Below are 20,210 nucleotides of genomic sequence, written 5' to 3'. Positions count from 1 at the left end.
CTTTTGTGTCTCTCTTCTCTTTGGCCGTAGTGATTTTTACAGGCCGAAGACGGACATAACGATGCCAGCATAATCGCCAAACGAAAGAGCAGCCGACGAAATCTGAGGATGTGGATTCCCGCCCGTCATGTTCGCAAACAATGGAGCGGTTGTAGAGAAGAGGACGGCGACTGAGAGCGCGAGGTTACGGATCGACCTGTTCAAAGTAAAACTCCTTATGCGCAAAGATGCGCTCTCGCAGGTTATGTCATCCTGTAGATTTTTCAAGACAAAACCTCTCCTTCATCCCATGTCAGGCACAACAGCCAGAGCGGCTGAACCTGCCCCCGCCGTGTCCTCTCCGCACCCATGTATCGTGAGACACAAGGCCGCGGAGGAAAATTTGCCGTATATCTACATCGACAGGATCTTCCACGAACTCAGGTCGGAGCTTCTCTCCGCCATGCACTCCGCGCTCGAGGCGCAGGGACGCAAAGGGCAAGTGGACGTGGATCGGCTCTACCGTGCGTTCACCCGCGCCGCGGCAGGCAAGTGCGCGAACCCGCAGCGCGTCAGCGACAAGTGCGTCGCCGAAACCATGACCTCCAAGCCGCGTAAAGCCAAAGACGCTCGAATCGACGACTGACCCGGCCGCAAATTCCTAATAGTTTAGTGGCCGGAGTGGTAGGGATGGCCCGCCAGGATAGTACAAGCTCGATAAACCTGCTCTGCCAGCACCACCCGTGCCAGTTGATGAGGCAGCGTCATACGCCCCAGGGAGAGAAGCAGATTCGCGCGCTTCCGTGCCCCGTCCGACCACCCATCCGCGGGACCGATGGCGAACACAATCCGCTGCGTCCCCTCGTCCCGAAGCCGTCCAATGCGTCCGGCAAACTCCTCCGAGTCCAGCTGTAGCCCACGGCTATCCAGCAGCACCACATAAGCCGGAGTCCGGCCCGTCTGCCGCTCCAGCCAGTCCAGAAAGCCGCGCTCTGAGTCGAAGAGCTCGGAATCGAAGGGATAGTAGTGAGAGATGCGGGAGGTGTAGTTCTCCAGAATCGAAGACCATCCATCCCGGATCGACTTTGATTGTCGCGCTGCAATCGAAGTAAGAGAGACTTTCATTTTGGCTACAGGTACTTTCTGTTGCCTATTTCTTCTTCGTTTTCGGAGCCGGTGTCTTTGCTGCTTTTTTCACCACACTCTTTTTCACGCTTGCCTTCTTGGGTGATGCTACTTTTGCTGCCACCTTCTTTGTCACAGCCTTCTTTGCCGCTGCCTTGGCAGGCGTTTTCTTCGGAGCCTTCTTTGCGCGGCTCTCCTTGATCCTTGCACTCACTTCTGCATTCAGGTCTGCCACGCTGATCGTCGTCGCAGACTTTCTCAGCCGCTCCAGTCCATAAAACGCCCGCTTCTCGGCAGAAAACACATGGACGATGAAGTCGACATAGTCCATCAAGATCCACTCTCCCTGCCGCCGTCCCTCGACGGAGTTGGGATAGACCCCAAACTCACGCTTCAGGCGGATCTCAACCTCATCGGTGATGGCGACATTCTGCCGGTCATTCGTTCCGTTGCAGATCAGGAAATAGTCTGTCAGCCCGCTCTCCGCGGGATCCAGTGCCAGGATGCGAATGTCCTCAGCTTTTTTGTCTTCGCAGGCTGCTGCTGCGGCAAGCAGTAGCTGGTTACTTTCAATTGAGGGCATGGGACTCCTTGGACTTCCATGGTAACGGGTTGCGGCCTTGGAAGCCAGCGTCTACAGAGCAAGTAGCCCACTTCTTGGCCTCTTGTTCCGCCGCACCCGATCCACGAAGAGACTCATCCTCGCGGGCTCCCTACATCTTGGATGCGCGGCTAGGCGTCTAGTCTTTTCTGCAGGTAGAACATTGTGCGCCCATTCTCCAGTGTCAGTTCGTCCGAGATGGTGAAGTAGGCGCCGAAGGCCTCGCGAAAGGCAGCCTCAGTGATGTGCTCGTAGAGCGCCTCGCGCCCTCGCAGCAGCTCCTGAAACTTCGGATCTGTCGACGGCACCCACTCCACGATCAGGTCGCGCGTCGTCAACCCGCTGCATAAGGCCGCAATCCGATCCATCGGGATTTGGTTGCGGAGCAGCAGGTGATGCAGCACTGCGAGCATCATGACCATATCGAAGTGGCTGGCGCACCGGCTCAGGAAGGAGGCACTCTCGCGATTCTCCCATCCCGTCGCGGGGCTGGGATACGCCAGATCCACAAAAAGGGGAAGGATATTCTTTTCCTTTCCTTTCAGATTCGTACTCAGGCGGTCGACGGCTTGCAGATCAGTATCGATCGAAACTACCTCTGCACCTGCGTCGGCGGCTAGGTTCGAGTACACCCCGGTATTGCACCCTACATCAAGTACCTTCGAAGGCCGCGCTTTACCTAGCGTCTCCATCACAAACTTCCGTTTGCGGGTGTGGTCTTCATCGCTGTAGTGAGTCGCGGTCTCAGCGTAGTCCGACCAGGTAGAGGCGCTATGAGCAGGTGTCACCTTACGCATCTGAGACAGCAAGGACTTCAGCGTCTTCAGCAAGATGTGTTTCGCAAGATCGGTATCTTTGATCGCTCGCGTTGTAACGCTGCGGGTCTTTGCCCTCTTGGACAGCAGCGAAGGAAGCGTCACAGAGGATAGAGCCGGCTGCTGCACTCGTGAGCTCCAGGAGAGCTTAGGGTAAATCTCCTCCGGCTCATATCCATCGCGGCGCGTCAGAGAGAGCTGCAGCGGCCATCCCAGCCGGGAGTAGGCCAGCATTGGCAACAGAAAGGTTCTGACGAACTGGCCGTAGGCAAGCCAGATGGGTTGGTGAAGGTCTCTACGCTCGATAGAGAGCACATCGACGAATACCGGCCGACCACCTTGGAAGAGTACGTTCAGCGGCGTTGCGTCCTTCAGCTGCCAACCCTGTTCCACCAGATCACTGCATAAGGTCAAGGTAAGCTCCGCCGCCGCGAGCCACATCGCGGGACTCCACTCCCAGGGGTAAGACTGAAACGAGACCCGAGGGTGGCGTAGCACGAGCGTCTCGCCTGACGCGGGCGAAACCACCTCGCTGGCCACGAGTCGTCCCTGTGAAACCAGCTCCGAGGCAAGCGGCGTCGCCAGGAACTCAAGAATCTCCGCATCGAAGGGAGCGCGAAGGCTCCGGTAAGCGCCGTCAGCGCGAACCTCGAGGCTTCCGGCGGGATCGCGGAAGGTCGGAAGTGCAGAGGGTGGTAAAAGTTCTGTCATAAAAATAAAGTCCCAGCTATTGCAGGGTTAAATGAGATTCGGTTCACCAAAGTAGGGAACCAGATAGACGCAATACCTGTACAGACAGCCTCGCAAATGGGAAAGTTTCGAATCGGACGAAAGTTTCGCGAGAGGCAAGATTAGGAAAACTGTGAAGGTCCGGCTTGCCTGTAGAGATGATGGTTCTGTATGTAGTCCAGCACTGGCAGCGCAATTAAGTCAGCACAAGGGTCACCCGCCTCTAAGCGCTCACGAAGTCCGGTAGCGGCGATATCTTCATGGACGTTATCAAGCAAGTGGATGCGGCTCTGCTGAGCGGCATTGAGTCCCAGCGAAGAGAGGCTCGCAATCGGTGATCCGGGCCGGCTAACAACAATCCACTCGGCGAGTTCCAGCAGACGCTCAGGCTCACGCCAATGCGGCAGGTTCAGGAAGCTGTCCGCTCCTGCGAGATTGAACAGCTCTGCCTGCGGCATCTTCAGCTTCAACTCGTTCAGCGTCTCGACGGTGTAGTTCGGCGTGCCGTCTGAGCGCGGCGCATCCACCTCCGAGGCAATAAACCTGGGGTCCTCCAGACATGCCAGCCTCACCATCGCGAGCCGGTCTTCAAACTTGGTGGACGTGTTCTTAAGCTTCAGAGGCTGGCGGCCAGCTGGCGCGAACAGGACTGTATCCATGCGAAATGCATCGGCAGCAGCCGCGGCAATGGCGAGATGACCGTGATGCGGCGGGTCGAAGCTACCACCGAAGAGTGCAACGCGCATGGTTATCCCTCACGAGCCATTGCTCTGGAATGGAGGTTCAGGAGCGGAGAGCTACTCCTAGAACGGAAGGTGAAAGACGAACCCCATGCTTACCTGTTTGATCGGGTAGTTATGACTGTTTGTGCCGAACGGATCCAGCCCGCCGTATCCCAGCTCAACCACCCGATAGTCAAGGATCGGCAGCAGTTTGATATCCAGCCCGGCAATCCCCTCGTACTCGAAATTATTCCGCAGGATCGGACTGTTTCCTACGATACCGTTATCCGTCACTCCAGCCTCGGTATACAGCAAGCCATAATCAGAGCGGCCAAGTCCAACCGACCCCTGAACGTAAGGCTTCAAAGGGGCAAAAGGAGTTTTAAACACCGCCCGGACTCCGCCCAGCGTTGAATAGATCCGCGCGCCCCCGCCGTTGAAGCTCTCGTAGCCTCCCCGCTTGGTTGTCAGGATGCTGCCTCGCAGGTCGGCTCCCAGCTTGATCGGTCCGAGCTTTAAAAAGTCGTAGTAAATACCGCCCGTACCTCCCAGCGGATCCACCGAGTTGGTGCGAGTGCTGGTCACATTCGGGTTCTGTTCCGGAGAAGAGGCAATGTTGCTAAGCCTGTTCACGGTGAACATGCCATAGACGCCAACCTGGGCGCGGGCGGAGACGGTAGTGGCTACGGCAAGGGTGGCTAGAAGGAGAACTGTTTTGCGGAAACTCATGTGCCGTTAGTTTACTAGTTCAGCCGTCTTGGTGCAGTCACAGCCGCGAATTGTGCCGCAAAGAGCGTCATGCCCTCCGAAAAACTCGCACCATCGCTTCATCCTTAGCGTAAAGCCCCAACCCGCAGCTTCAGCACCTCATCCAGAATTCGCTCAGACATCTTTGCCTTGCTCTGTACCGGAAGCTCGATCGCAGTATCCTTCGTCAAAAAACTCCCCGCATTCCGCTCCGAATCGAAGCCAATGCCATCCTTCGACACATCGTTCACCACCACCGCATCCACGCCCTTCCGCTGCAGCTTGGCGCGCCCGTTCGCGACAACATCTTCGGTCTCCGCCGCAAAACCCACCACTAGAGTTCCAGCCGCACGCCGCGCCACCACCTCGCGCAGAATATCTGCAGTAGACTCCAGCTCCAGCGACACAGCCGGTGAGCCCTCACGCTTCATCTTCTGTGTCGCGACGGTCTTGACGCGGTAGTCACTCACCGCCGCTGCCATCACCACCACGCTCGCCTCTCCGAGCCGAGCCAGCACAGCCGTGCGCATCTCCTCCGCGCTTACTACGTCCACCCTCTCAACCCCCGCAGGGCAGGCCAGCCCGGTAGGCGCACTAATCAGCACCACTCGTGCACCACGTCGCCTCGCTGCCTCGGCCACGGCATACCCCATCCGCCCGCTCGACCGGTTCCCGATATACCGCACCGGGTCGATGGCCTCCCGCGTCCCTCCGGCAGTCACCATCACGGTTTCGCCGCCAAAATCCCGGCCTTCTCCTTGCTCATCGCTCGAGGTTTCAGCCAGGATCTCGGTCACCGCAGCCACAATGGCGGTAGGCTCAGCCAGCCGGCCACCCCCCACCATCCCGCACGCCAGATATCCACTCCCTGGCTCAATCACCTTCACTCCACGCGCCCGCAGAGTGGCCACATTCGCCTGCATCGCCGGATGCTCCCACATCTTTACATTCATCGCCGGAGCCACAATCACCGGAGCCGTCGTCGCCAGGTACATCGTCGAAAGAAAGTCATCAGCCAGTCCATGAGCAAACTTCGCCAGCATATTTGCTGTCGCCGGAGCCACCACCAGCAGCCTCGTCGACTGCGCTGCCTGTATATGCTCCACGCTGCTGTGCTCCCCCGTTGGGTCTTCCTCTACCGAACCCGTCCCCGCCTCCTCGCTCCACAGCGAAGTGATCACCTTATGACCCGAGATCGCTGCAAACGTCAACGGCCTCACAAACTCCTCCGCCGCTGCCGTCATCACCACATGCGGGTCATACCCCGCATCCTGCAGCAGCCGCACCAGCTCCACAGACTTGTAAGCCGCAATCCCCCCGCAAACCCCAATCGTAACCTTGCTACGTTCTGCCTTCATATCTTCTTTTCTCTCACCATCTCGAGCACACAACTCTATCGTACCGAAACCACCTCCGAGAACAGAGCCCGTCTAACCCACTCTTACTTTCGATATCATCTCAAACAAGAACCGTTGAATCGCACCAAATCAACCCGCGACATCAACTCAAGGGGCGTTCGTGAATCGTCGTAGTTTCCTGGCTTCAACCGCTGCATCGGTACTCGCCACCGCGACTGGCAATAAAGCCCTTGCATCTGTCTCCAATCCGCAGTTGTCTCGCTACACCGCCCCGCCTAGAGATACTCTGAATCCGCAGGGCATTCGCACTGCAGGAATCCGTATGCTGCCTGTCGTCCAGGGCAAGTACAAGGTTTGGACCAAGCGGCTCGGCAGCGGCTCCACCAAGGTCTTGCTCCTCCACGGCGGCCCCGGCTTCAGTCACGAGTATCTCGAAGCGATGGAGTCCTTCCTGCCCGACGCGGGCATCGAGATCTACTACTACGACCAACTCGGCTGCAACAACTCCGACCAGCCCGACGACCCCTCCCTCTGGACACTCGCCCGCTACACCGAAGAGGTCGAAGAGGTGCGTCGCGGCCTCGGGCTCGATCAATTCGTCCTCTATGGCCACTCCTGGGGCGGCATCCTCGCCATCGAATACGCCCTCAACTATCAGCAGCACCTCAAAGGCCTCGTCATCTCAAACATGACCGCCGGCACGCAGTCTTATCTCAAACGCACCGCCAGACTGAAGCACCAGCTTCTCTCCCCCGCTTCTCTCAGGACCTTGGAAGCACTCGAAGCAAAGAACGCCTACGACTCCCCCGAATACGAAAAGATCATGATGACGGAGCTCTACCCCCAGATGATCTGCCGAACCAAGCCCTGGCCCGAGCCCGTCGACCGCGCCTTCCGCCACTCCAATCAAAAGATCTACAACCAGATGCAGGGTGTCAGCGAGTTCGTCGTCACCGGCAACCTCAAAGACTGGGAACGCTGGGACCGCCTGCACGAGATCAAGACCAAGGCCCTCACCATCGGCGCACGCTACGACGAGATGGACCCCAAGGACATGACGAAGATGGCCACCCTCATGCCCAACGCATCCTCCTTCATCTGCCCCGACGGCAGCCACCTCTGCATGTGGGACGACCAGGCCTTCTACTTCAAAAACCTCCTAAACTACCTGCAAACCCTATAGCCTCTCAAAACAACGGCAACCGCGGTCTTGCTGCACTGTTGTTTGTTCTTTTGTTGTCATCCCGTAGGGATCTGCGTTTGCAGTCATGTAGTGAGAAGAGAAAACATTTCGTCAACGAACTAGTCAGACTCCTACAGCCTGTTCACTATCTCGTCAGAGCTGGAGAAATTTGGATCGCCTCTGCATCACACCCCCGTAGACCCTGGCAAGAGATCGGCAACAGCCCATCCTTCGCTAGACAAACCTCAACCGCCGTCAACCGCTCCTTCTCACAGCTCACAACAATGCTCCCCTGCGGAAACGAAGGATTCGCCTTCGCAAACAAGTGGAGGATATCTTTCGGCCTTAACGGCTCCTCATGCTTCAGGTCACGCAGCTTCTTCGGAATCCTCACCGAATGAAATGCCTGATGCTCCAACCCGAAGAATTCCTCCGGCGACATCGTTGTGCAAGTCCCATGCTTCTTCCACTCATGATCCAGCAGCGGAAGGTCAGGAGTGATATCTAAATTCAGCTCGGGTCGCGCCGGCCCTGGTCTCTCACCACAGTTCACCGGATAAGAGCCGTCGTAGTTCTGCGGCCACAACCCATGCAGCACAAATCCTCGAGGCGCTTTACACTCTGCCCCCGCTCCCGGAACCGAACAAAACTCAGGCCCCCACGCAAGATTCATTAGATAGAAGTCGAACTTCCCCGGCTCCCCTTTCTCCTGAGCATCGCTACGCAAACGACAAACCACCAAAACCAACAATGGTAGACAGACCATCGCGAAACGCCGCACAGAGGAAGTCTTCATAAGCCAACATGCTAATGCAGCGCCAACAAACAACTCCAAAACCAACACGCTACAATCACCAACAGCATGATCGCCCACCTTCGCGGACGCCTCCTCTCAAAGTCTCCCAATCAAGCCATCCTCGAGTGCGCCGGCGTGGGCTACGACGTCACCATCAGCGTCGCCACGTTCTCCGCCCTGCCCAGCGAAGGCACTGAAGCCACGCTTCACATCCACACCCACGTCCGCGAAGACCAGATCGCCCTCTTCGGCTTCTCCGAAACCCAGGAGAAGCGCCTCTTCGAAAAGCTCCTCACCATCTCCGGCATCGGCCCCAAGCTCGCCATCACGGTCCTCAGCGGCATCGACGCCAGTCGCCTCATCACCGCCATCCGCTCCGGCGACCACGCCACCCTCACCCGCATCCCCGGCATCGGCAAAAAGACCGCCGAGCGCGTAGTCCTCGAACTGAAAGACAAACTCGACGACCTCGCCACGGCCATCCCCACAACCACCGGAGGCCCACACCACGGCCCAGCAGGCGACGACGCCCTCTCCGCCCTGGTCAACCTCGGCTACCCCCGCCCCATCGCCCAGAAAGCAATCGAAACCGCCATCACCAAGGACCCCAACGCCGCCCAGGACTTCGAAACTCTCTTCCGCGCCGCCATGGCCGCCATCCGCTAAAAAATAAACTTCAAAAGTTGGCGTATTTTTCGTCGCCCAAAAAGCGTGCTCTTCCAGCCACGCAAAACACCACAACGTCACCACGTTTCACCATCCAAAACACCACGTTACGCAACCATAATTCGCGAAAACCCCAGCAAAAACACCCCTTCACCACAGCCAAAAAATACACAAAAAAGTGAGACGGCCCCGAAACCGTTTGAGCGATTTCGAGGCCATAGGTTTGCAGACGGCCCGTAAGCCGAATTCTGTTTTAGACGATCATTCCTCTACGCGACGCATTACTGCGGCGCTTTAGCAACCTACCCGCAAGTTTCGGCTCCCTTGCTGGCAAACTCGCCAGATTCGGGTCTCTCCGCCTGGGCGCATCGGGCCGATACGCTCCTGCCGCCTGAAGAGAAGCGGCAAGATCCCTGCCTATTTGGTCTTGCTCCGTGTGGGGTTTACCCTGCCGCGTCCATTACTGGCCGCGCGGTGCGCTCTTACCGCACCTTTTCACCCTTACCTCAAACCGCTTGCGGACTCACCGAAGTGAGTCACCAGTTTGAGGCGGTTCGTTCTCTGTTGCACTTGCCGTCCAGAGGCCTTGAAGCCTCCGTCCCGGACGTTATCCGGCACACTGCCCTGCGGAGTTCGGACTTTCCTCCCCCGCTCAACGCCTTGCGGCCCGAGCGGCAGCGATCATCCAGCCGCCTGCAGTTTCAAGTGTATCGCAGCGGTTGTTTGGGTGTGGGTCAGCTTTTAGGTAACTTCCTCAGGCACTGGAGGGCTTAGGGGGAGGGCAAGTTGAGCTGCTTGGCGGACACAACGACCGTCCTGACTGGCCGCCGGTAAGCCGAAGCCGGGCAGATCAAATCTCGTTCCTCTTGGCAAATCAGGAACAACTCCCGACGGGCAGAATGTCGGGGTCAGCCTGAAGGAAAGAGTGCCTCGGGTTCCCGAAATCCGACGATGCGTCGAGCTTTGGCCATCCAATTCGTGATCGAAAGAGCGGCGAGGCATCCAATTGCCATGAATCCTCGTAATCGTAAAAGTGATATCGCCCTCTTGCTATTCGCGCGGACTGGTTACCAAATTGCAATAATGATAGGGTTCGCGAGCCGCGAAAAACGCTTACAATCGCACCACCATCTGTCAGGCACGCAACGATTGTTCAAGTGAATGTACAAGTTCCGACCGGCTGCCAGGAAACGAAGTTTTTCCTGCAGCATCCTTCGATCTGCATTAAAGATCATCAGCGGCAAAACCCGCAATTGGGGAGAGTTGACATGCGCCATAAGACAATGAGTATCGGTGTGCTCTTGATTGCCGGCAGCATTTGCTGCGCGCCGGCATGGGCATCAGATGAGCCGGTGACCACGCAGTTGCAACAGATCATCGACGATTACCTCGCACAGCAAGGCCAAACGGAAAAGATTACCGGAATTCAGATGCAGGTCAGCTTGGATAATGGTCGGCAGGTCATCTCAGTGTCCGCCGGGAACGATGGCTTGCCGCATCCACGGCCGATGACGCCCGACTCGCTGTTCCAGATCGGCAGCAACACCAAGAGTTTCACGGCTGCACTCATCCTCAAATTGGAAGCTGAGGGCAAGCTCAACATTGATCAAACGGTGGGCGATTGGCTTCCGGAATACACGGCATGGAAGTCCATCACTATCCGGCAGTTGCTGAATATGACGAGTCACATTCCGGATTACGACTCAACGGTGACAGTCGCGGAGAAGCTGCTCGATCTGCACTATCAGTTCACGCCCAGAGAACTGATCGCTTCCGTGAATCCGGACGATGGGGTGCAGCTGCCCAACTATGTGCCGATCACCGGCTGGTCTTACACCAACACGGGCTATTTTCTCGCCGACCTGATCATTGAGAAGGCGTCAGGGGTGCCGTATAAGGAGGCGCTGGAAAAGATGATACTGAAACCTCTGAACCTGACGAACACCTACTATTACTACGGGGAAACGCCGCGCTTCGTGCTTGAACGCATGCCGGCGGGATTTTTTAATGACCCAAGTTGTCTTACCTATCAAACAGGGTGTAGGCCGCCGGACTACACGCCGCCCCCAACTAGCCCGCTTGCCCCACATATTGGGAAAGATGTGCGCGCAGAAAACATGTCGTGGGCTGGCCCTGCGGGAGGCATCATCTCGAACATGGGCGATCTCGCACTATGGTATCGAGCATTGTTTGCGGGACGCGTGATGCCGCAGGCCCAGCTAGAGGAAATGCAGAGTTTGGTATCGACCGCGACCGGGCTTCCGATTCCGGTCACGAACGCCGCCTGTCCCCAGGGCTTTGGGCTCGGCCTGGACCAGAATTATTCATTGAGCCAGTTCAAGGGTTTGATTTGGTACTACGAAGGCGAGACGTACGCGGATCGGGTGGTGTTTACCTACTGGCCGCAATATGACGTTGTGCTCACGATGGTGGCCAACAGCAACGTTCACCAAAGCACTTTCCCGTTGACGGTGTTGCCGAAAACCATCGATGCCCTGGTGAGTACAGGCACGGTTACGCGTGCTTCTAGAGAAGCGCCGGGAGACTGCGGATCGTCCCGCTGAAGGATGGGCCGTAAAGTATCACGCGTTGACGGGTGTGAAAAGTCTGCGCCTTGGCTCACCATGCAGGTGCCGCGCGAGCATCAGGTAATTGCCTTGACTAGGTAAGCCTCTTTTAGGAGAGCCGCTTCATCGAATTCTTTCCATGTGCAACGTATGATCTGCCGAAGAATATAAGCAAGGGCTATCCCGTCCTTTCCTTCATTGGCGGTATTCTGGCGATTGATTCCCCACGCCAAAATGTCAGCGGCCTGAAGTCCGGGAGTTAATCTGCTAGAGCCTTCGACGGTTGCGATCTCGTCGGGTCGTGTGAACAAATCTTCTCTGGAATGCGTATCGAAGACTAGCCTGGACCAGCTTGAGTCTCGCTTTGCGGCCGTTCCGCTGGTACTCTCAAGCGTACCTAAGGTAGGCAAGGCCGATGGAGTTCAAGGAAGCGATCAAGATTGCGCTGCAGTCGTTATGGGCGAACAAGCTGCGTTCGATTCTGACGCTGCTCGGCGTGGTGATTGGCGTGGCCAGCGTGATTGCGGTGGTAACGCTGGTGAACGGCGCGAACGTGTATGTTGCGAGCAAAGTGAACAAGTACGGCGCCGATGTGTTCACCATCAGCAAGCAGCCTCAGATCATCACCAGCTACGACGAGTACCGCCAGTTTCAGAAGCGCAAGAACATCCTGCTGCCCGATTACGAGAATATCGCTGCCAATTGCAAGCACTGCTCCGATGTCGGGGCGCAACAGACCTCGACCGGCAAGATTGTCTATGGGACGCAGTCGAGTACGGATACGGTGATTCGGGGCAACACGTGGTCGATGCCCGAGATGCAGAACCTGAACATCGTGCAGGGGCGCGGCTTTACCCCTACCGACGATGACCACGCCTCGCATGTTGCGCTGATCGGCTCCGATATCCAGGAGAACCTGCTGGGCGGCGACGATCCGATTGGGAAAGAGATTCGGGTGGACGGTGTGCCGTACACGATCATCGGGCTGGGTGAAAAGCAGGGAAAGACGCTGGGGCAGAGCCAGGACAACTGGGTTGCGGTGCCGCTGTCGACGTTCCAGAAGACCTATGGCACGGCGAAGACGCTGACGATCTATGCGAAGGCGGGCGCCGGCGCGCAGGCTCTGGAGACGGCCAGCGACGAGGCGCGCCAGTTGATGCGTTCGGGCCGGCATGACAGGCCGGGTGAGGATGACAGCTTTACGCTGGAGACGAGCGATACGTTTGTCGGGTTGTGGAAGAGCATCAGCTCGGGGTTCGAGGCGGTGGCGGTTGCGATCGCGGGGATCTCGCTGGTGGTGGGCGGCATTGTGATTATGAACATCATGCTGGTGAGCGTGACGGAGCGGACGCGCGAGATTGGGGTGCGGAAGGCGCTGGGGGCAAAGCGCGGAGATATCCTGACACAGTTCCTGATCGAGTCCGCGTCGATGGCGCTGGTGGGCGGACTGATTGGTGTCATCGGGGGAATGGCCGTGGCGCAGGTGGTGACGCTGCTGCTTGGATTTCCCTCGTCGATTGCAATCTGGAGCATCTTTGCCGGGCTGCTGGTCGCGACCAGTACAGGGATTTTCTTTGGGGTGTATCCGGCGCGCAAGGCTGCGGAGCTGGATCCGATCGTCGCGCTGCGCGCAGATACATAGGTAGAAACTTCGGCCCGATGCTTAGGAGGCTTCGATGAACATCAGCGATCAGAAAGAAGCGGTAAGGATGGCGCTGGATACACTGCGCGCGAACAAGCTGCGCTCGGGCCTGACGATTCTCGGCATCGTGATCGGCGTGATGACGGTGATCACGATCTCTTCGGTGATTAACGGATTGAACAGCCAGGTCTCCGGCATGGTGGAGGCGATGGGCACCAATGTTCTGTGGGTGTTTCGCTTTCCCGTGATCGGGGTTCGTCCTACCACCGAGATGCTGACGCGGAAGCAGTTGACGATGGAGGACGCGGATGCGCTGGCGCAGCTACCGCACGTGCTGGGCGTTTCGCCTTCGCTGCGGTATCAGAACTTTCAGTTCAACGCCGGAAGTGTGACCGCGAAGTGGGGGACGCACAAGGTGGAGAGCGTCTCGCTGGAGGGGGACACGGCTTCGTCGAAGGATGTGTATGACTGGGACATTCACCAGGGGCGCTACTTCAACCAGGGAGACCAGGATCGTACCGCAGACGTGACGGTGCTGGGGCATGACACGGCGGAGGATCTCTTTGGCGAACAGGATCCGATCGGCAAAGAGGTTCAGATCGAGGGCCTGACCTTCACGGTGGTGGGGACGCTCGAGAAGCAGAAGGCTGCGTTCGGCGGGGGGAAGAACCCCCAGGATAACTTCGCCTACTTTCCGATCACGACGTTTCATAAGCTGCATCCCGAGGTGCTGGACTACTGGGTGAGTGTGAAGTTCGACGACCAGAAGAACAAGGCGCTGGTGATCGATGAGATGACGGACCTGTTGCGGCGGCGGCGGAAGGTGCATAACGAGGCGGACGACAACTTCGCGATCTTTGGAGCGGACTCGATTACGCGGCTGTGGAATCAGATTACGGGAAGCCTGTTTTTGCTGATGTTCGGACTGTCCGCGGTGGGCCTGATGGTGGGCGGCGTGGGCGTGATGAACATCATGCTGGTGAGCGTGACGGAGCGGACGCGCGAGATCGGCGTGCGCAAGGCGATAGGGGCGACCAAGCGGATTATCCTGATGCAGTTCACCCTGGAAGCGATCACGCTGTGCGCGCTGGGCGGGTTGATCGGGATCATGCTGGGGAGCATTCTGGCGTTTGGCTTGAAGTACATTTTGTCGTCGTCGGTGTCGGCGGGATGGGTGCTGACGGCGTTTCTCTGCTCCTGTGGAATTGGGCTGGTGTTCGGGATTTATCCGGCGTGGAAGGCTGCGAATCTGAACCCGATTGAAGCGCTGCGCTATGAGTAGGTCACTTCGTGACGGGTATATCCCTTCGGTCGGCGCTCCCGCTGGTCGCGAGGAAGATGATTTCGACCAACGAGTGCCGATAGACTAGTGTGATGGCCACAACCATTGAGGCGATCACAACACTGCTGACCCTTGCGGGGCTCGCCTATTCGCTGCTGGCGCTGTGGGGAGCGCGGGACTTTGCGCACTACTGGCGGCGAAAGAGCGTGGAGGTGGGGTACACGCCGGATGTGACGATTCTGAAGCCGGTGAAGGGCGTGGACCAGCGCATGTATGCGGGGCTTGTGAGCCACTGCCGTCAGCAATACTCCGGCAAGTTCGAGATTATCTTCGGCGTGGGCAGCTTGAACGATCCGGCGGTGGGCGAGATCGAGCGGCTAAAGGCGGAGTTTCCAGGGTGCGCGATCCGATTGATGGAGTGTCCGGAGCGGCTGGGTACGTCCGGCAAGGTGAGCAACCTGGTGCAGATGCTGCGCGAGGCTCGCTATGAGTATGTGGTGATTAATGACAGCGATATTCGGGTGTCTCCGCTGTACCTGGCGCGGGTGATGCAGTGTTTTTCGGATGCGAAGGTGGGGATGGTGACGGCTCCTTACATTGGGCGCACGACGGAAGGCGGAGCGGGGAGGACGGTGTGGTCGCGGCTGGAGGCGCTGGGGATCTCGACGGACTTTCTGCCGGGAGTGCTGACGGCGAGGAAGCTGGAGGGCGGGATTCGGTTCGGGCTGGGTTCGACGCTGGCGACCAGCAAGAGCGTGTTGGCGAAGGTGGGAGGGCTGGAGCCGTTGACGGAGTATCTGGCCGATGACTACGAGATGGGCGCGCGAATTGCTGCGGCGGGATATCGCGTGGAGCTTTCGAACGAGGTGGTGGAGACGACGGTGCCGGAGTATCACTACGGCGGCTTCAAGGATCATCAGCTGCGGTGGTCGCGGTCGACGCGGGACTCGCGCAAGCTGGGATACCTGGGGCTGGGCGTGACGTATGCGGTGCCGTGGGCAGTGATGACGTGTGTCGCGAGCGGGTTCGCGCTGTGGAGCTTTTCGCTGTTGAGCGTGGTGCTGCTGGCGCGGGTGGCGGTAGCGCTTTCGGTAGGTGTGGGTGTGCTGCGCGATGAGCAGGTGCTGCGCGACCTGTGGCTGCTGCCTGTGCGGGACTTCTTCGGACTGGGATTCTGGGCGTGGAGCTTCGCGGGAGATACGGTGGTGTGGCGGGGTGAGCTGTTTGCTCTGCGGGATGGACGGATTACTCCGGTCCATCCAGTGCGGCCTTAATCGTCCCGTGTGCGGCGGTAGTCTTCGAGCTTTCTGTGGCGACGATGGTTTGTCATCTCTGAGTCGACGGCCCAGAAGCCCAATAGTTGCTCCGTGCCGACACCAGCAGCTTCGGATGATGAGCCAGCCGAACCTTGATCGTATGCAACCCAGGTTCCGAAGAGGTCGGCGTAAAACTCAACACATAGCTGTTGTGAAGATGATTCGTCAGAACGCCAAGATCCTGCGTCAACTCCTGCGCGTTATCGAAGCTGCTCCACTCGCCACCGGACAACGTCGCAACCTCTGCCGACGTGTTCTTGCTCATCGCACCGAGGATCAAACGCAGAGGCTCGCTCAGGTTGAAGTACGCCTTCAACTCCGCGGGGCTTCCCGTGTCTCCGCCTTTCGGGTAAGTTCCAACTGTAGGTGGCGTTACATTTCCAACAATAATCGGTCTATTTGAAGGCCCCGGATTCTTGAAGGCCTCTCGCGCCGCAGTCTTCTCCGCCGAAAACGTCACGCTGTAGATCGCAGTGTTGGTTTCACCCAGCTCCCGCACAATTTCCTTTAGGCTCGTCTTGCTCCCCACATCGTGCTCCTGGCTGACCAGAAGAATCGCACGACGATTCCCCGCAGGCCGCTTCTGAAGTAGGTCGATCCCATACGCCAGGCCGTCGAAGATCGCCGCCCCTCGATCCCCCGCATCAGGATGATCGATCGCATCGGCCCATTCCGCAACGTTTGTCGTAAAAGGAGAGGCGGCCTCCGGCTGGCTGTCGAAGTTCACGATCGACACCTCGTTCGGAGCCTCGCCAAGCAGCTCAGCAATCATGGTGTCGAGATGGGCATAACTCGGGAACTGCCCGCGCGCATCCCCACCCGTCTGGATCAGCACCACCAGTGACAGAGGCCGTTTTGCCTCCTCTTCCAGCGTCACCTTCTGAGGCACTCCCTCGTCGGTCAGCACAAAATCCTCGGCCTGAAGCGAGAACACCAGATCTTTGTCCGGGGTCTGCACCAGCGTCGGCACAACCACAAGGGTCGTCGTGGTATGCAGCGTCGTCTGCGCAAACGCAGCGCAACTCCAAACACCGACGAGAGCAATGGATTTGCGGATCGTGGACTTCATCGCGTCTAAGTTAGACGATTCAGCGGCCTATTGGCACGAGAGTGCCAGCAAAAAGGTACGAGCCAGCAGCAGATCACTGCAGCCGGGTTTAGTTCTTTGGGCGTAACAGAGAGGCGATGTGGTTTCCTGCGTTGGAGGGCATGATTCTGGGGCGGGCGGTGGGGGCGAACTGCGCGGCGAGGTTTGGCGGCCAGAACGGGTCGGCAGCTGCGATGGGTCCTAGTGGGATGTCGGCGATCTTGGTGGTGGTGGTTCCGGCGTTTATGGCGTCGATGAAGGTGTTGGCGACGACTGCATAACCGGTGTTGGTGGGGTGGATGCCGTCGAGTGCGAAGAAGCCGCCGAGGAAGCTTGAGGTGCCGGTGAATCCGTTGATGGTGAGACCGTTGGTGGTGACCTGGTTGAAGAGGGCGTTGATGTCGACGAGGGTGGCGTTGGCGGCCTTGGCCTGCGCGGCGATGACGCCGTTGAAAGCGGTGACCTGGGCCTGGACGGCGACGACTTCGGCGGCGGAGAGGACGCCTGCGTCGTCGATTGGACCCTTCTGGATGCCTCCCAGGATGAGGGGAATTTCGGCGGTGCCGGTGGGGTTGACGAGGTCGCCGGGTACTATGCCGAGGATGGCGCTGAGTTCGGCGGCGGGGAGGCCGGTTTCGGCGGAGACCTCGCCGAGGACGAGAGCTGCGGGGGTGAGATAGGGGACCTTGGTGACGTCGGGGATGTTGGCGATGATCAGGTGCGCGGGGGTCATGGTGGTGAGTTGGGTGATGAGGGCCTGGTACTGCGAGGTGAAGTTGGCGACCGAGGTCATGCTGCTAGGCATGCCGGTCTCGTCGGCGACGAGGGCGTCGTTGTTTCCGATCCAGAGGAAGATGGTGGTGGGCTGGGCCTTCACGGCGAAGGTGGCCTGGCTGTAGGCCTGTCCGTAGCCTAGACCGGGGAAGCCGAGGACGAGCTGGTTGAGCTGCTGCTGGCCGGGGGCGGGATTGACCAATGGGACAGTGTTCATCACGTCGTTGAGCAGCGCTCCGGGGACGGCAAGGTCGGTGACCTGGGTGGCAAAGTTGTCGCGGCCGGTGGTGGTGCCGGGGGCGGTAGTGATGACCGGCGGAGGCCCGGGCGAGACCAGCTGCAGGACGTTGGGTGCGCCGGGGAAGGCGATCAGCGGCTGCACGATGTTGAAGCCAGCCTGAGTGGCGAGGACTGGCGCCCACCCGTGTACCTGGGTGGTATCGAGGAGGGAGCCGCTCTGGAAGCCGGCGGTGAGGGAGTCGCCGAGAAAGACAGTGTTCGAGAAGTTGCCGACGTTCTTGGCCTGCGCGGCCTGCAGGTCTGCGAGCGGGTTGGAGCTGCTACCGCTGGAGCAGCCTGCGACGAGGAGGCCGAGGGCGGCGACGAGGCTGGAGTGGAGCAGGACTGAACGAGTATTCATTTTCATGGCGACGGACGAACCCCTTGGTAACGACGCGCACCCCGGGTGGAGTCGCGGCACGTGTGCTTTCTTCAGACGTGGCTTTGTATCACACTCGGGGTGCGATGGGGAATAAGAGGTATTTGCGGAGCTATCTGCGTGGCGTGCCTGCGCGGATAGGATAGTGATGTGAAGAGCTGGGTGGAGGTTTCCGAAGAGCGGCTGACGGGCAACTACAGGCTGCTGCAGAGTGCGGCTGGAGGCGGGGTTGCTGTGCTCGCGGTGGTGAAGGCCAATGCTTACGGGCATGGGGCGGCGATTTGCGCTCCGGTGCTGGCGCGCGCGGGTGCAGAGTGGCTGGGCGTCACGGATGTCACTGAGGGGGTCGCGGTACGCGAGGCGTTGGCTGCGGCTGGGATTGTGCACGAGCGCCAGCCCAGGATTCTGGTGATGTCCGGTCTTCTGCGGGAGGACTGCGAGGATATGATTCGCTGCGGCCTGACGCCGGTGGTGTGGCAGCGGGAGCAGATGGAGTGGCTCGCCGACGCGGCGGCCCGTTATGGGGATGAGGCGATGCCGGTCCACCTGGAGGTTGATACGGGGATGGCGCGGCAGGGAGTGACGCCCGGCCCGGAGTTGGACGCGCTTCTGGCGTGGGCGAAGGATCAGGCCGGAGTGCGGATCGAGGGCGTGATGACGCACTTTGCCTCGTCGGAGGTTGCGGCCTCAGTGCAGACTGCGATGCAACGGAAGAGGTTCGAGCAGGCGATGACTGCGATTGCAGGAGCGGGACTGCATCCCGAGTGGGTCCATGCCGGGAACTCGTCGACCGTCGACAATCCTTCGAATGAGGGGAACGTGGCGTGGTTGCGTGCGCTGGCGGAGGGCGTGGGTGCGAAGCCGATGGTGAGGACCGGGATTGCGCTCTATGGCTACTGCCTGCCGATTGAGGGCAACGGAAGGAACGCGGTGCGGCAGACGTTGCAGCCGGTGATGACATGGAAGACGCGGGTGATCGGGCTGCGCGAGATCGAGGCGGGCGACACCGTGGGTTATAACGGGATCTTTACTGCGGACCGAAAGATGCGGCTTGCGCTGCTTTCGGTGGGATATGCAGATGGTTTGCGGAGGGAGCTCTCTGCCTCCAATGCGCGGCAGGGGGGGTGGGCGATGGTCAAAGGGCAGCGCGCGGCGATTGTGGGTCGCGTGTCGATGAATCTGACGATCGTAGATGTGACGGGAGTTGGAGAGGTGGCGCTGGGTGACGAGGCTGTGGTGCTGGGCGACGGAGTGACGGCGGACGATCATGCTCGGCTTGCAGGCACGATTGCGTATGAGATTCTCTGCGGCGTGCAGGCGGGGCATCGCTGTGGAGTGCGAGCGGGTTAGTCTTCGGGAAGAACCTCGTCGATGAAGGCGAGTGCGGCTGCGTTGAAGATACGTGGCCGCTGCAATGGCGCGAAGTGGCTGACGTCTTTCAGCAGGAGGAGCTTTGCGTCCGGGATGTTTTCAGCCAGATATTCAGCGTGTTCTAGCTTGATGAGTTCGTCGTGCTCGGCCTGCACGATGAGGACGGGGACGCTGACGCGGGAGAGGTCGTGCGCGGAGTAGTTGGGCTGCGTGGTCATCATAATGCGAACGGCGGCCACGAAGGCGTGGAAGTCATCTGGCGTGGCTGAGAGCTGCTCGTAGTCTTTGGCGTGTCGAGAGAAGCAGCGTATGAGGATTGGAGTGGGCTGTGCCAGATGCTTCAGACCGCTGGGGTCCATGTTGCAGCCGAAGAAGAATGCGCCGGCGACGCGGTGTGGGTGCTGGGCTGCGAGGATGAGGGCGATGCATGCGCCATCGCTCCAGCCGATCATCACGGCCTTTTCGACGTAGAGCGTATCCATGACTGCGAGGACGTCGGAGGCCATGAGCTCGTACGTGTAGGGGCGTGCGTCGCGTGTGCTGCGGCCGTGTCCACGGCTGTCGATGAGGATGACACGATGGCCTGCGCTGACGAGTTCGGGAACCTGGTATCCCCAGTTGCCGCTGTGGCCGAAGCCGCCGTGAAGCAGGATGACAGGCGTGCCGGAGCCATAGGTGGAGAACCAGATGAGAGCTCCTTCATTGTCGACGTAACCCTGATCATCGGGGGTTGGCAGAGGCGCGGCGCCTTCTGCTTCGAACTGGGTTAGATCGTCATCACAGACTGCCACT

At 59.1% G+C, this 20,210-nt stretch carries 19 protein-coding genes and 1 other RNA gene; 8 read left to right on the top strand and 12 right to left on the bottom strand.

From position 1 onward, the window contains the following. Window positions 1-36: 36 nt before the first annotated feature. A complete protein-coding gene (locus tag GSQ94_RS04025) occupies window positions 37-204 on the bottom strand; it encodes a hypothetical protein (protein WP_158942037.1) in 168 nt (55 codons plus the stop codon). Window positions 205-382: 178 nt separating this feature from the next. Between GSQ94_RS04025 and GSQ94_RS04020 the strand changes: the two genes are divergently transcribed. Beyond that, window positions 383-625, top strand: a complete 243-nt coding sequence (locus GSQ94_RS04020; RefSeq protein WP_158942036.1) for a hypothetical protein — start codon at window positions 383-385, stop codon at window positions 623-625. Window positions 626-648: 23 nt separating this feature from the next. Here the strand turns inward: GSQ94_RS04020 and GSQ94_RS04015 are convergent, their stop codons facing one another. The 6 genes from GSQ94_RS04015 to coaBC all read right to left on the bottom strand — a co-directional run bounded on the left by GSQ94_RS04015 (window position 649) and on the right by coaBC (window position 6,076). Beyond that, window positions 649-1,104, bottom strand: coding sequence for a 23S rRNA (pseudouridine(1915)-N(3))-methyltransferase RlmH (locus tag GSQ94_RS04015; RefSeq protein WP_158942035.1), 456 nt, complete (start codon window positions 1,102-1,104; stop codon window positions 649-651). Window positions 1,105-1,129: 25 nt separating this feature from the next. After that, complete coding sequence (rsfS, locus tag GSQ94_RS04010) at window positions 1,130-1,687, bottom strand: ribosome silencing factor (protein WP_158942034.1); 558 nt, start codon at window positions 1,685-1,687, stop codon at window positions 1,130-1,132. A 149-nt stretch (window positions 1,688-1,836) separates the two neighbouring features. Further along, window positions 1,837-3,231, bottom strand: a complete 1,395-nt coding sequence (locus GSQ94_RS04005; RefSeq protein ID WP_158942033.1) for a bifunctional 2-polyprenyl-6-hydroxyphenol methylase/3-demethylubiquinol 3-O-methyltransferase UbiG — start codon at window positions 3,229-3,231, stop codon at window positions 1,837-1,839. A 140-nt stretch (window positions 3,232-3,371) separates the two neighbouring features. Continuing rightward, the gene (gene nadD / locus GSQ94_RS04000; RefSeq protein ID WP_158942032.1) at window positions 3,372-3,995 is read right to left on the bottom strand and encodes a nicotinate-nucleotide adenylyltransferase; all 624 of its coding nucleotides are present in this window, start codon (window positions 3,993-3,995) and stop codon (window positions 3,372-3,374) included. Between the two features lie 57 nt (window positions 3,996-4,052). Then, complete coding sequence (locus GSQ94_RS03995; RefSeq protein ID WP_158942031.1) at window positions 4,053-4,700, bottom strand: hypothetical protein; 648 nt, start codon at window positions 4,698-4,700, stop codon at window positions 4,053-4,055. A 104-nt stretch (window positions 4,701-4,804) separates the two neighbouring features. After that, window positions 4,805-6,076, bottom strand: a complete 1,272-nt coding sequence (gene coaBC / locus GSQ94_RS03990; protein WP_158942030.1) for a bifunctional phosphopantothenoylcysteine decarboxylase/phosphopantothenate--cysteine ligase CoaBC — start codon at window positions 6,074-6,076, stop codon at window positions 4,805-4,807. Window positions 6,077-6,236: 160 nt separating this feature from the next. On the opposite strand from coaBC, the gene GSQ94_RS03985 reads away from it, so the two are divergent. Then, window positions 6,237-7,259 carry a proline iminopeptidase-family hydrolase gene (locus GSQ94_RS03985; protein ID WP_158942029.1) on the top strand — a complete coding sequence of 341 codons (1,023 nt, stop codon included), beginning with the start codon at window positions 6,237-6,239 and terminating at the stop codon, window positions 7,257-7,259. 145 nt (window positions 7,260-7,404) lie between these two features. Here GSQ94_RS03985 and GSQ94_RS03980 read toward each other — a convergent pair whose 3' ends face one another. Beyond that, the gene (locus GSQ94_RS03980; RefSeq protein ID WP_254063641.1) at window positions 7,405-7,986 is read right to left on the bottom strand and encodes a ribonuclease T; all 582 of its coding nucleotides are present in this window, start codon (window positions 7,984-7,986) and stop codon (window positions 7,405-7,407) included. Window positions 7,987-8,121: 135 nt separating this feature from the next. On the opposite strand from GSQ94_RS03980, the gene ruvA reads away from it, so the two are divergent. Beyond that, complete coding sequence (gene ruvA / locus GSQ94_RS03975) at window positions 8,122-8,721, top strand: Holliday junction branch migration protein RuvA (RefSeq protein ID WP_158942027.1); 600 nt, start codon at window positions 8,122-8,124, stop codon at window positions 8,719-8,721. Window positions 8,722-8,942: 221 nt separating this feature from the next. On the opposite strand, the gene rnpB is transcribed toward ruvA, so the two are convergent. Next, window positions 8,943-9,418, bottom strand: an RNA gene (gene rnpB, locus GSQ94_RS03970) — RNase P RNA component class A. 460 nt (window positions 9,419-9,878) lie between these two features. Between rnpB and GSQ94_RS03965 the strand changes: the two genes are divergently transcribed. From GSQ94_RS03965 to hpnI, 4 genes are all read left to right on the top strand, one after another. After that, window positions 9,879-11,285, top strand: coding sequence for a serine hydrolase (locus tag GSQ94_RS03965; protein ID WP_158942026.1), 1,407 nt, complete (start codon window positions 9,879-9,881; stop codon window positions 11,283-11,285). Window positions 11,286-11,703: 418 nt separating this feature from the next. Next, window positions 11,704-12,930 carry an ABC transporter permease gene (locus tag GSQ94_RS03960; RefSeq protein ID WP_158942025.1) on the top strand — a complete coding sequence of 409 codons (1,227 nt, stop codon included), beginning with the start codon at window positions 11,704-11,706 and terminating at the stop codon, window positions 12,928-12,930. A gap of 34 nt (window positions 12,931-12,964) precedes the next feature. Next, window positions 12,965-14,212, top strand: a complete 1,248-nt coding sequence (locus tag GSQ94_RS03955) for an ABC transporter permease (RefSeq protein ID WP_158942024.1) — start codon at window positions 12,965-12,967, stop codon at window positions 14,210-14,212. A 92-nt stretch (window positions 14,213-14,304) separates the two neighbouring features. Then, entirely contained in the window at window positions 14,305-15,486 is a 1,182-nt protein-coding gene (gene hpnI / locus GSQ94_RS03950) for a bacteriohopanetetrol glucosamine biosynthesis glycosyltransferase HpnI (protein ID WP_158942023.1), read from the top strand. A 52-nt stretch (window positions 15,487-15,538) separates the two neighbouring features. On the opposite strand, the gene GSQ94_RS03945 is transcribed toward hpnI, so the two are convergent. Together GSQ94_RS03945 and GSQ94_RS03940 are read right to left on the bottom strand one after the other, a co-directional pair. Then, window positions 15,539-16,597 carry a VWA domain-containing protein gene (locus GSQ94_RS03945; protein WP_158942022.1) on the bottom strand — a complete coding sequence of 353 codons (1,059 nt, stop codon included), beginning with the start codon at window positions 16,595-16,597 and terminating at the stop codon, window positions 15,539-15,541. Between the two features lie 88 nt (window positions 16,598-16,685). Further along, window positions 16,686-18,029 (bottom strand): SGNH/GDSL hydrolase family protein, encoded by a 1,344-nt coding sequence (locus GSQ94_RS03940; RefSeq protein WP_158942021.1) that lies wholly within the window; start codon window positions 18,027-18,029, stop codon window positions 16,686-16,688. 168 nt (window positions 18,030-18,197) lie between these two features. Between GSQ94_RS03940 and alr the strand changes: the two genes are divergently transcribed. Beyond that, window positions 18,198-19,397: an alanine racemase gene (gene alr, locus GSQ94_RS03935; protein WP_158942020.1), complete on the top strand. Its 1,200-nt coding sequence runs from the start codon at window positions 18,198-18,200 to the stop codon at window positions 19,395-19,397. Here alr and GSQ94_RS03930 read toward each other — a convergent pair. Continuing rightward, complete coding sequence (locus GSQ94_RS03930; RefSeq protein WP_158942019.1) at window positions 19,394-20,209, bottom strand: alpha/beta fold hydrolase; 816 nt, start codon at window positions 20,207-20,209, stop codon at window positions 19,394-19,396. The two genes, alr and GSQ94_RS03930, sit on opposite strands and share 4 nt — an antisense overlap. Window position 20,210 lies beyond the last annotated feature (1 nt).

Source organism: Granulicella sp. S190, assembly GCF_009766095.1.
In the GTDB taxonomy this organism is placed as follows: domain Bacteria; phylum Acidobacteriota; class Terriglobia; order Terriglobales; family Acidobacteriaceae; genus Edaphobacter.
Note: the sequence above shows the minus strand (reverse complement) of the source record. Positions and strands in the feature narration are given on the sequence as shown.

Coding starts and splice junctions, on each gene's coding strand:
- nadD (WP_158942032.1), bottom strand. CDS start 3,995: ATGCGCGTTGCACTCTTCGGTGGTAGCTTCGACCCGCCGCATCACGGT.
- GSQ94_RS03960 (WP_158942025.1), top strand. CDS start 11,704: ATGGAGTTCAAGGAAGCGATCAAGATTGCGCTGCAGTCGTTATGGGCG.
- GSQ94_RS04015 (WP_158942035.1), bottom strand. CDS start 1,104: ATGAAAGTCTCTCTTACTTCGATTGCAGCGCGACAATCAAAGTCGATC.
- GSQ94_RS03945 (WP_158942022.1), bottom strand. CDS start 16,597: ATGAAGTCCACGATCCGCAAATCCATTGCTCTCGTCGGTGTTTGGAGT.
- hpnI (WP_158942023.1), top strand. CDS start 14,305: ATGGCCACAACCATTGAGGCGATCACAACACTGCTGACCCTTGCGGGG.
- GSQ94_RS03955 (WP_158942024.1), top strand. CDS start 12,965: ATGAACATCAGCGATCAGAAAGAAGCGGTAAGGATGGCGCTGGATACA.
- coaBC (WP_158942030.1), bottom strand. CDS start 6,076: ATGAAGGCAGAACGTAGCAAGGTTACGATTGGGGTTTGCGGGGGGATT.
- GSQ94_RS03940 (WP_158942021.1), bottom strand. CDS start 18,029: ATGAATACTCGTTCAGTCCTGCTCCACTCCAGCCTCGTCGCCGCCCTC.
- rsfS (WP_158942034.1), bottom strand. CDS start 1,687: ATGCCCTCAATTGAAAGTAACCAGCTACTGCTTGCCGCAGCAGCAGCC.
- GSQ94_RS04005 (WP_158942033.1), bottom strand. CDS start 3,231: ATGACAGAACTTTTACCACCCTCTGCACTTCCGACCTTCCGCGATCCC.
- GSQ94_RS03995 (WP_158942031.1), bottom strand. CDS start 4,700: ATGAGTTTCCGCAAAACAGTTCTCCTTCTAGCCACCCTTGCCGTAGCC.
- ruvA (WP_158942027.1), top strand. CDS start 8,122: ATGATCGCCCACCTTCGCGGACGCCTCCTCTCAAAGTCTCCCAATCAA.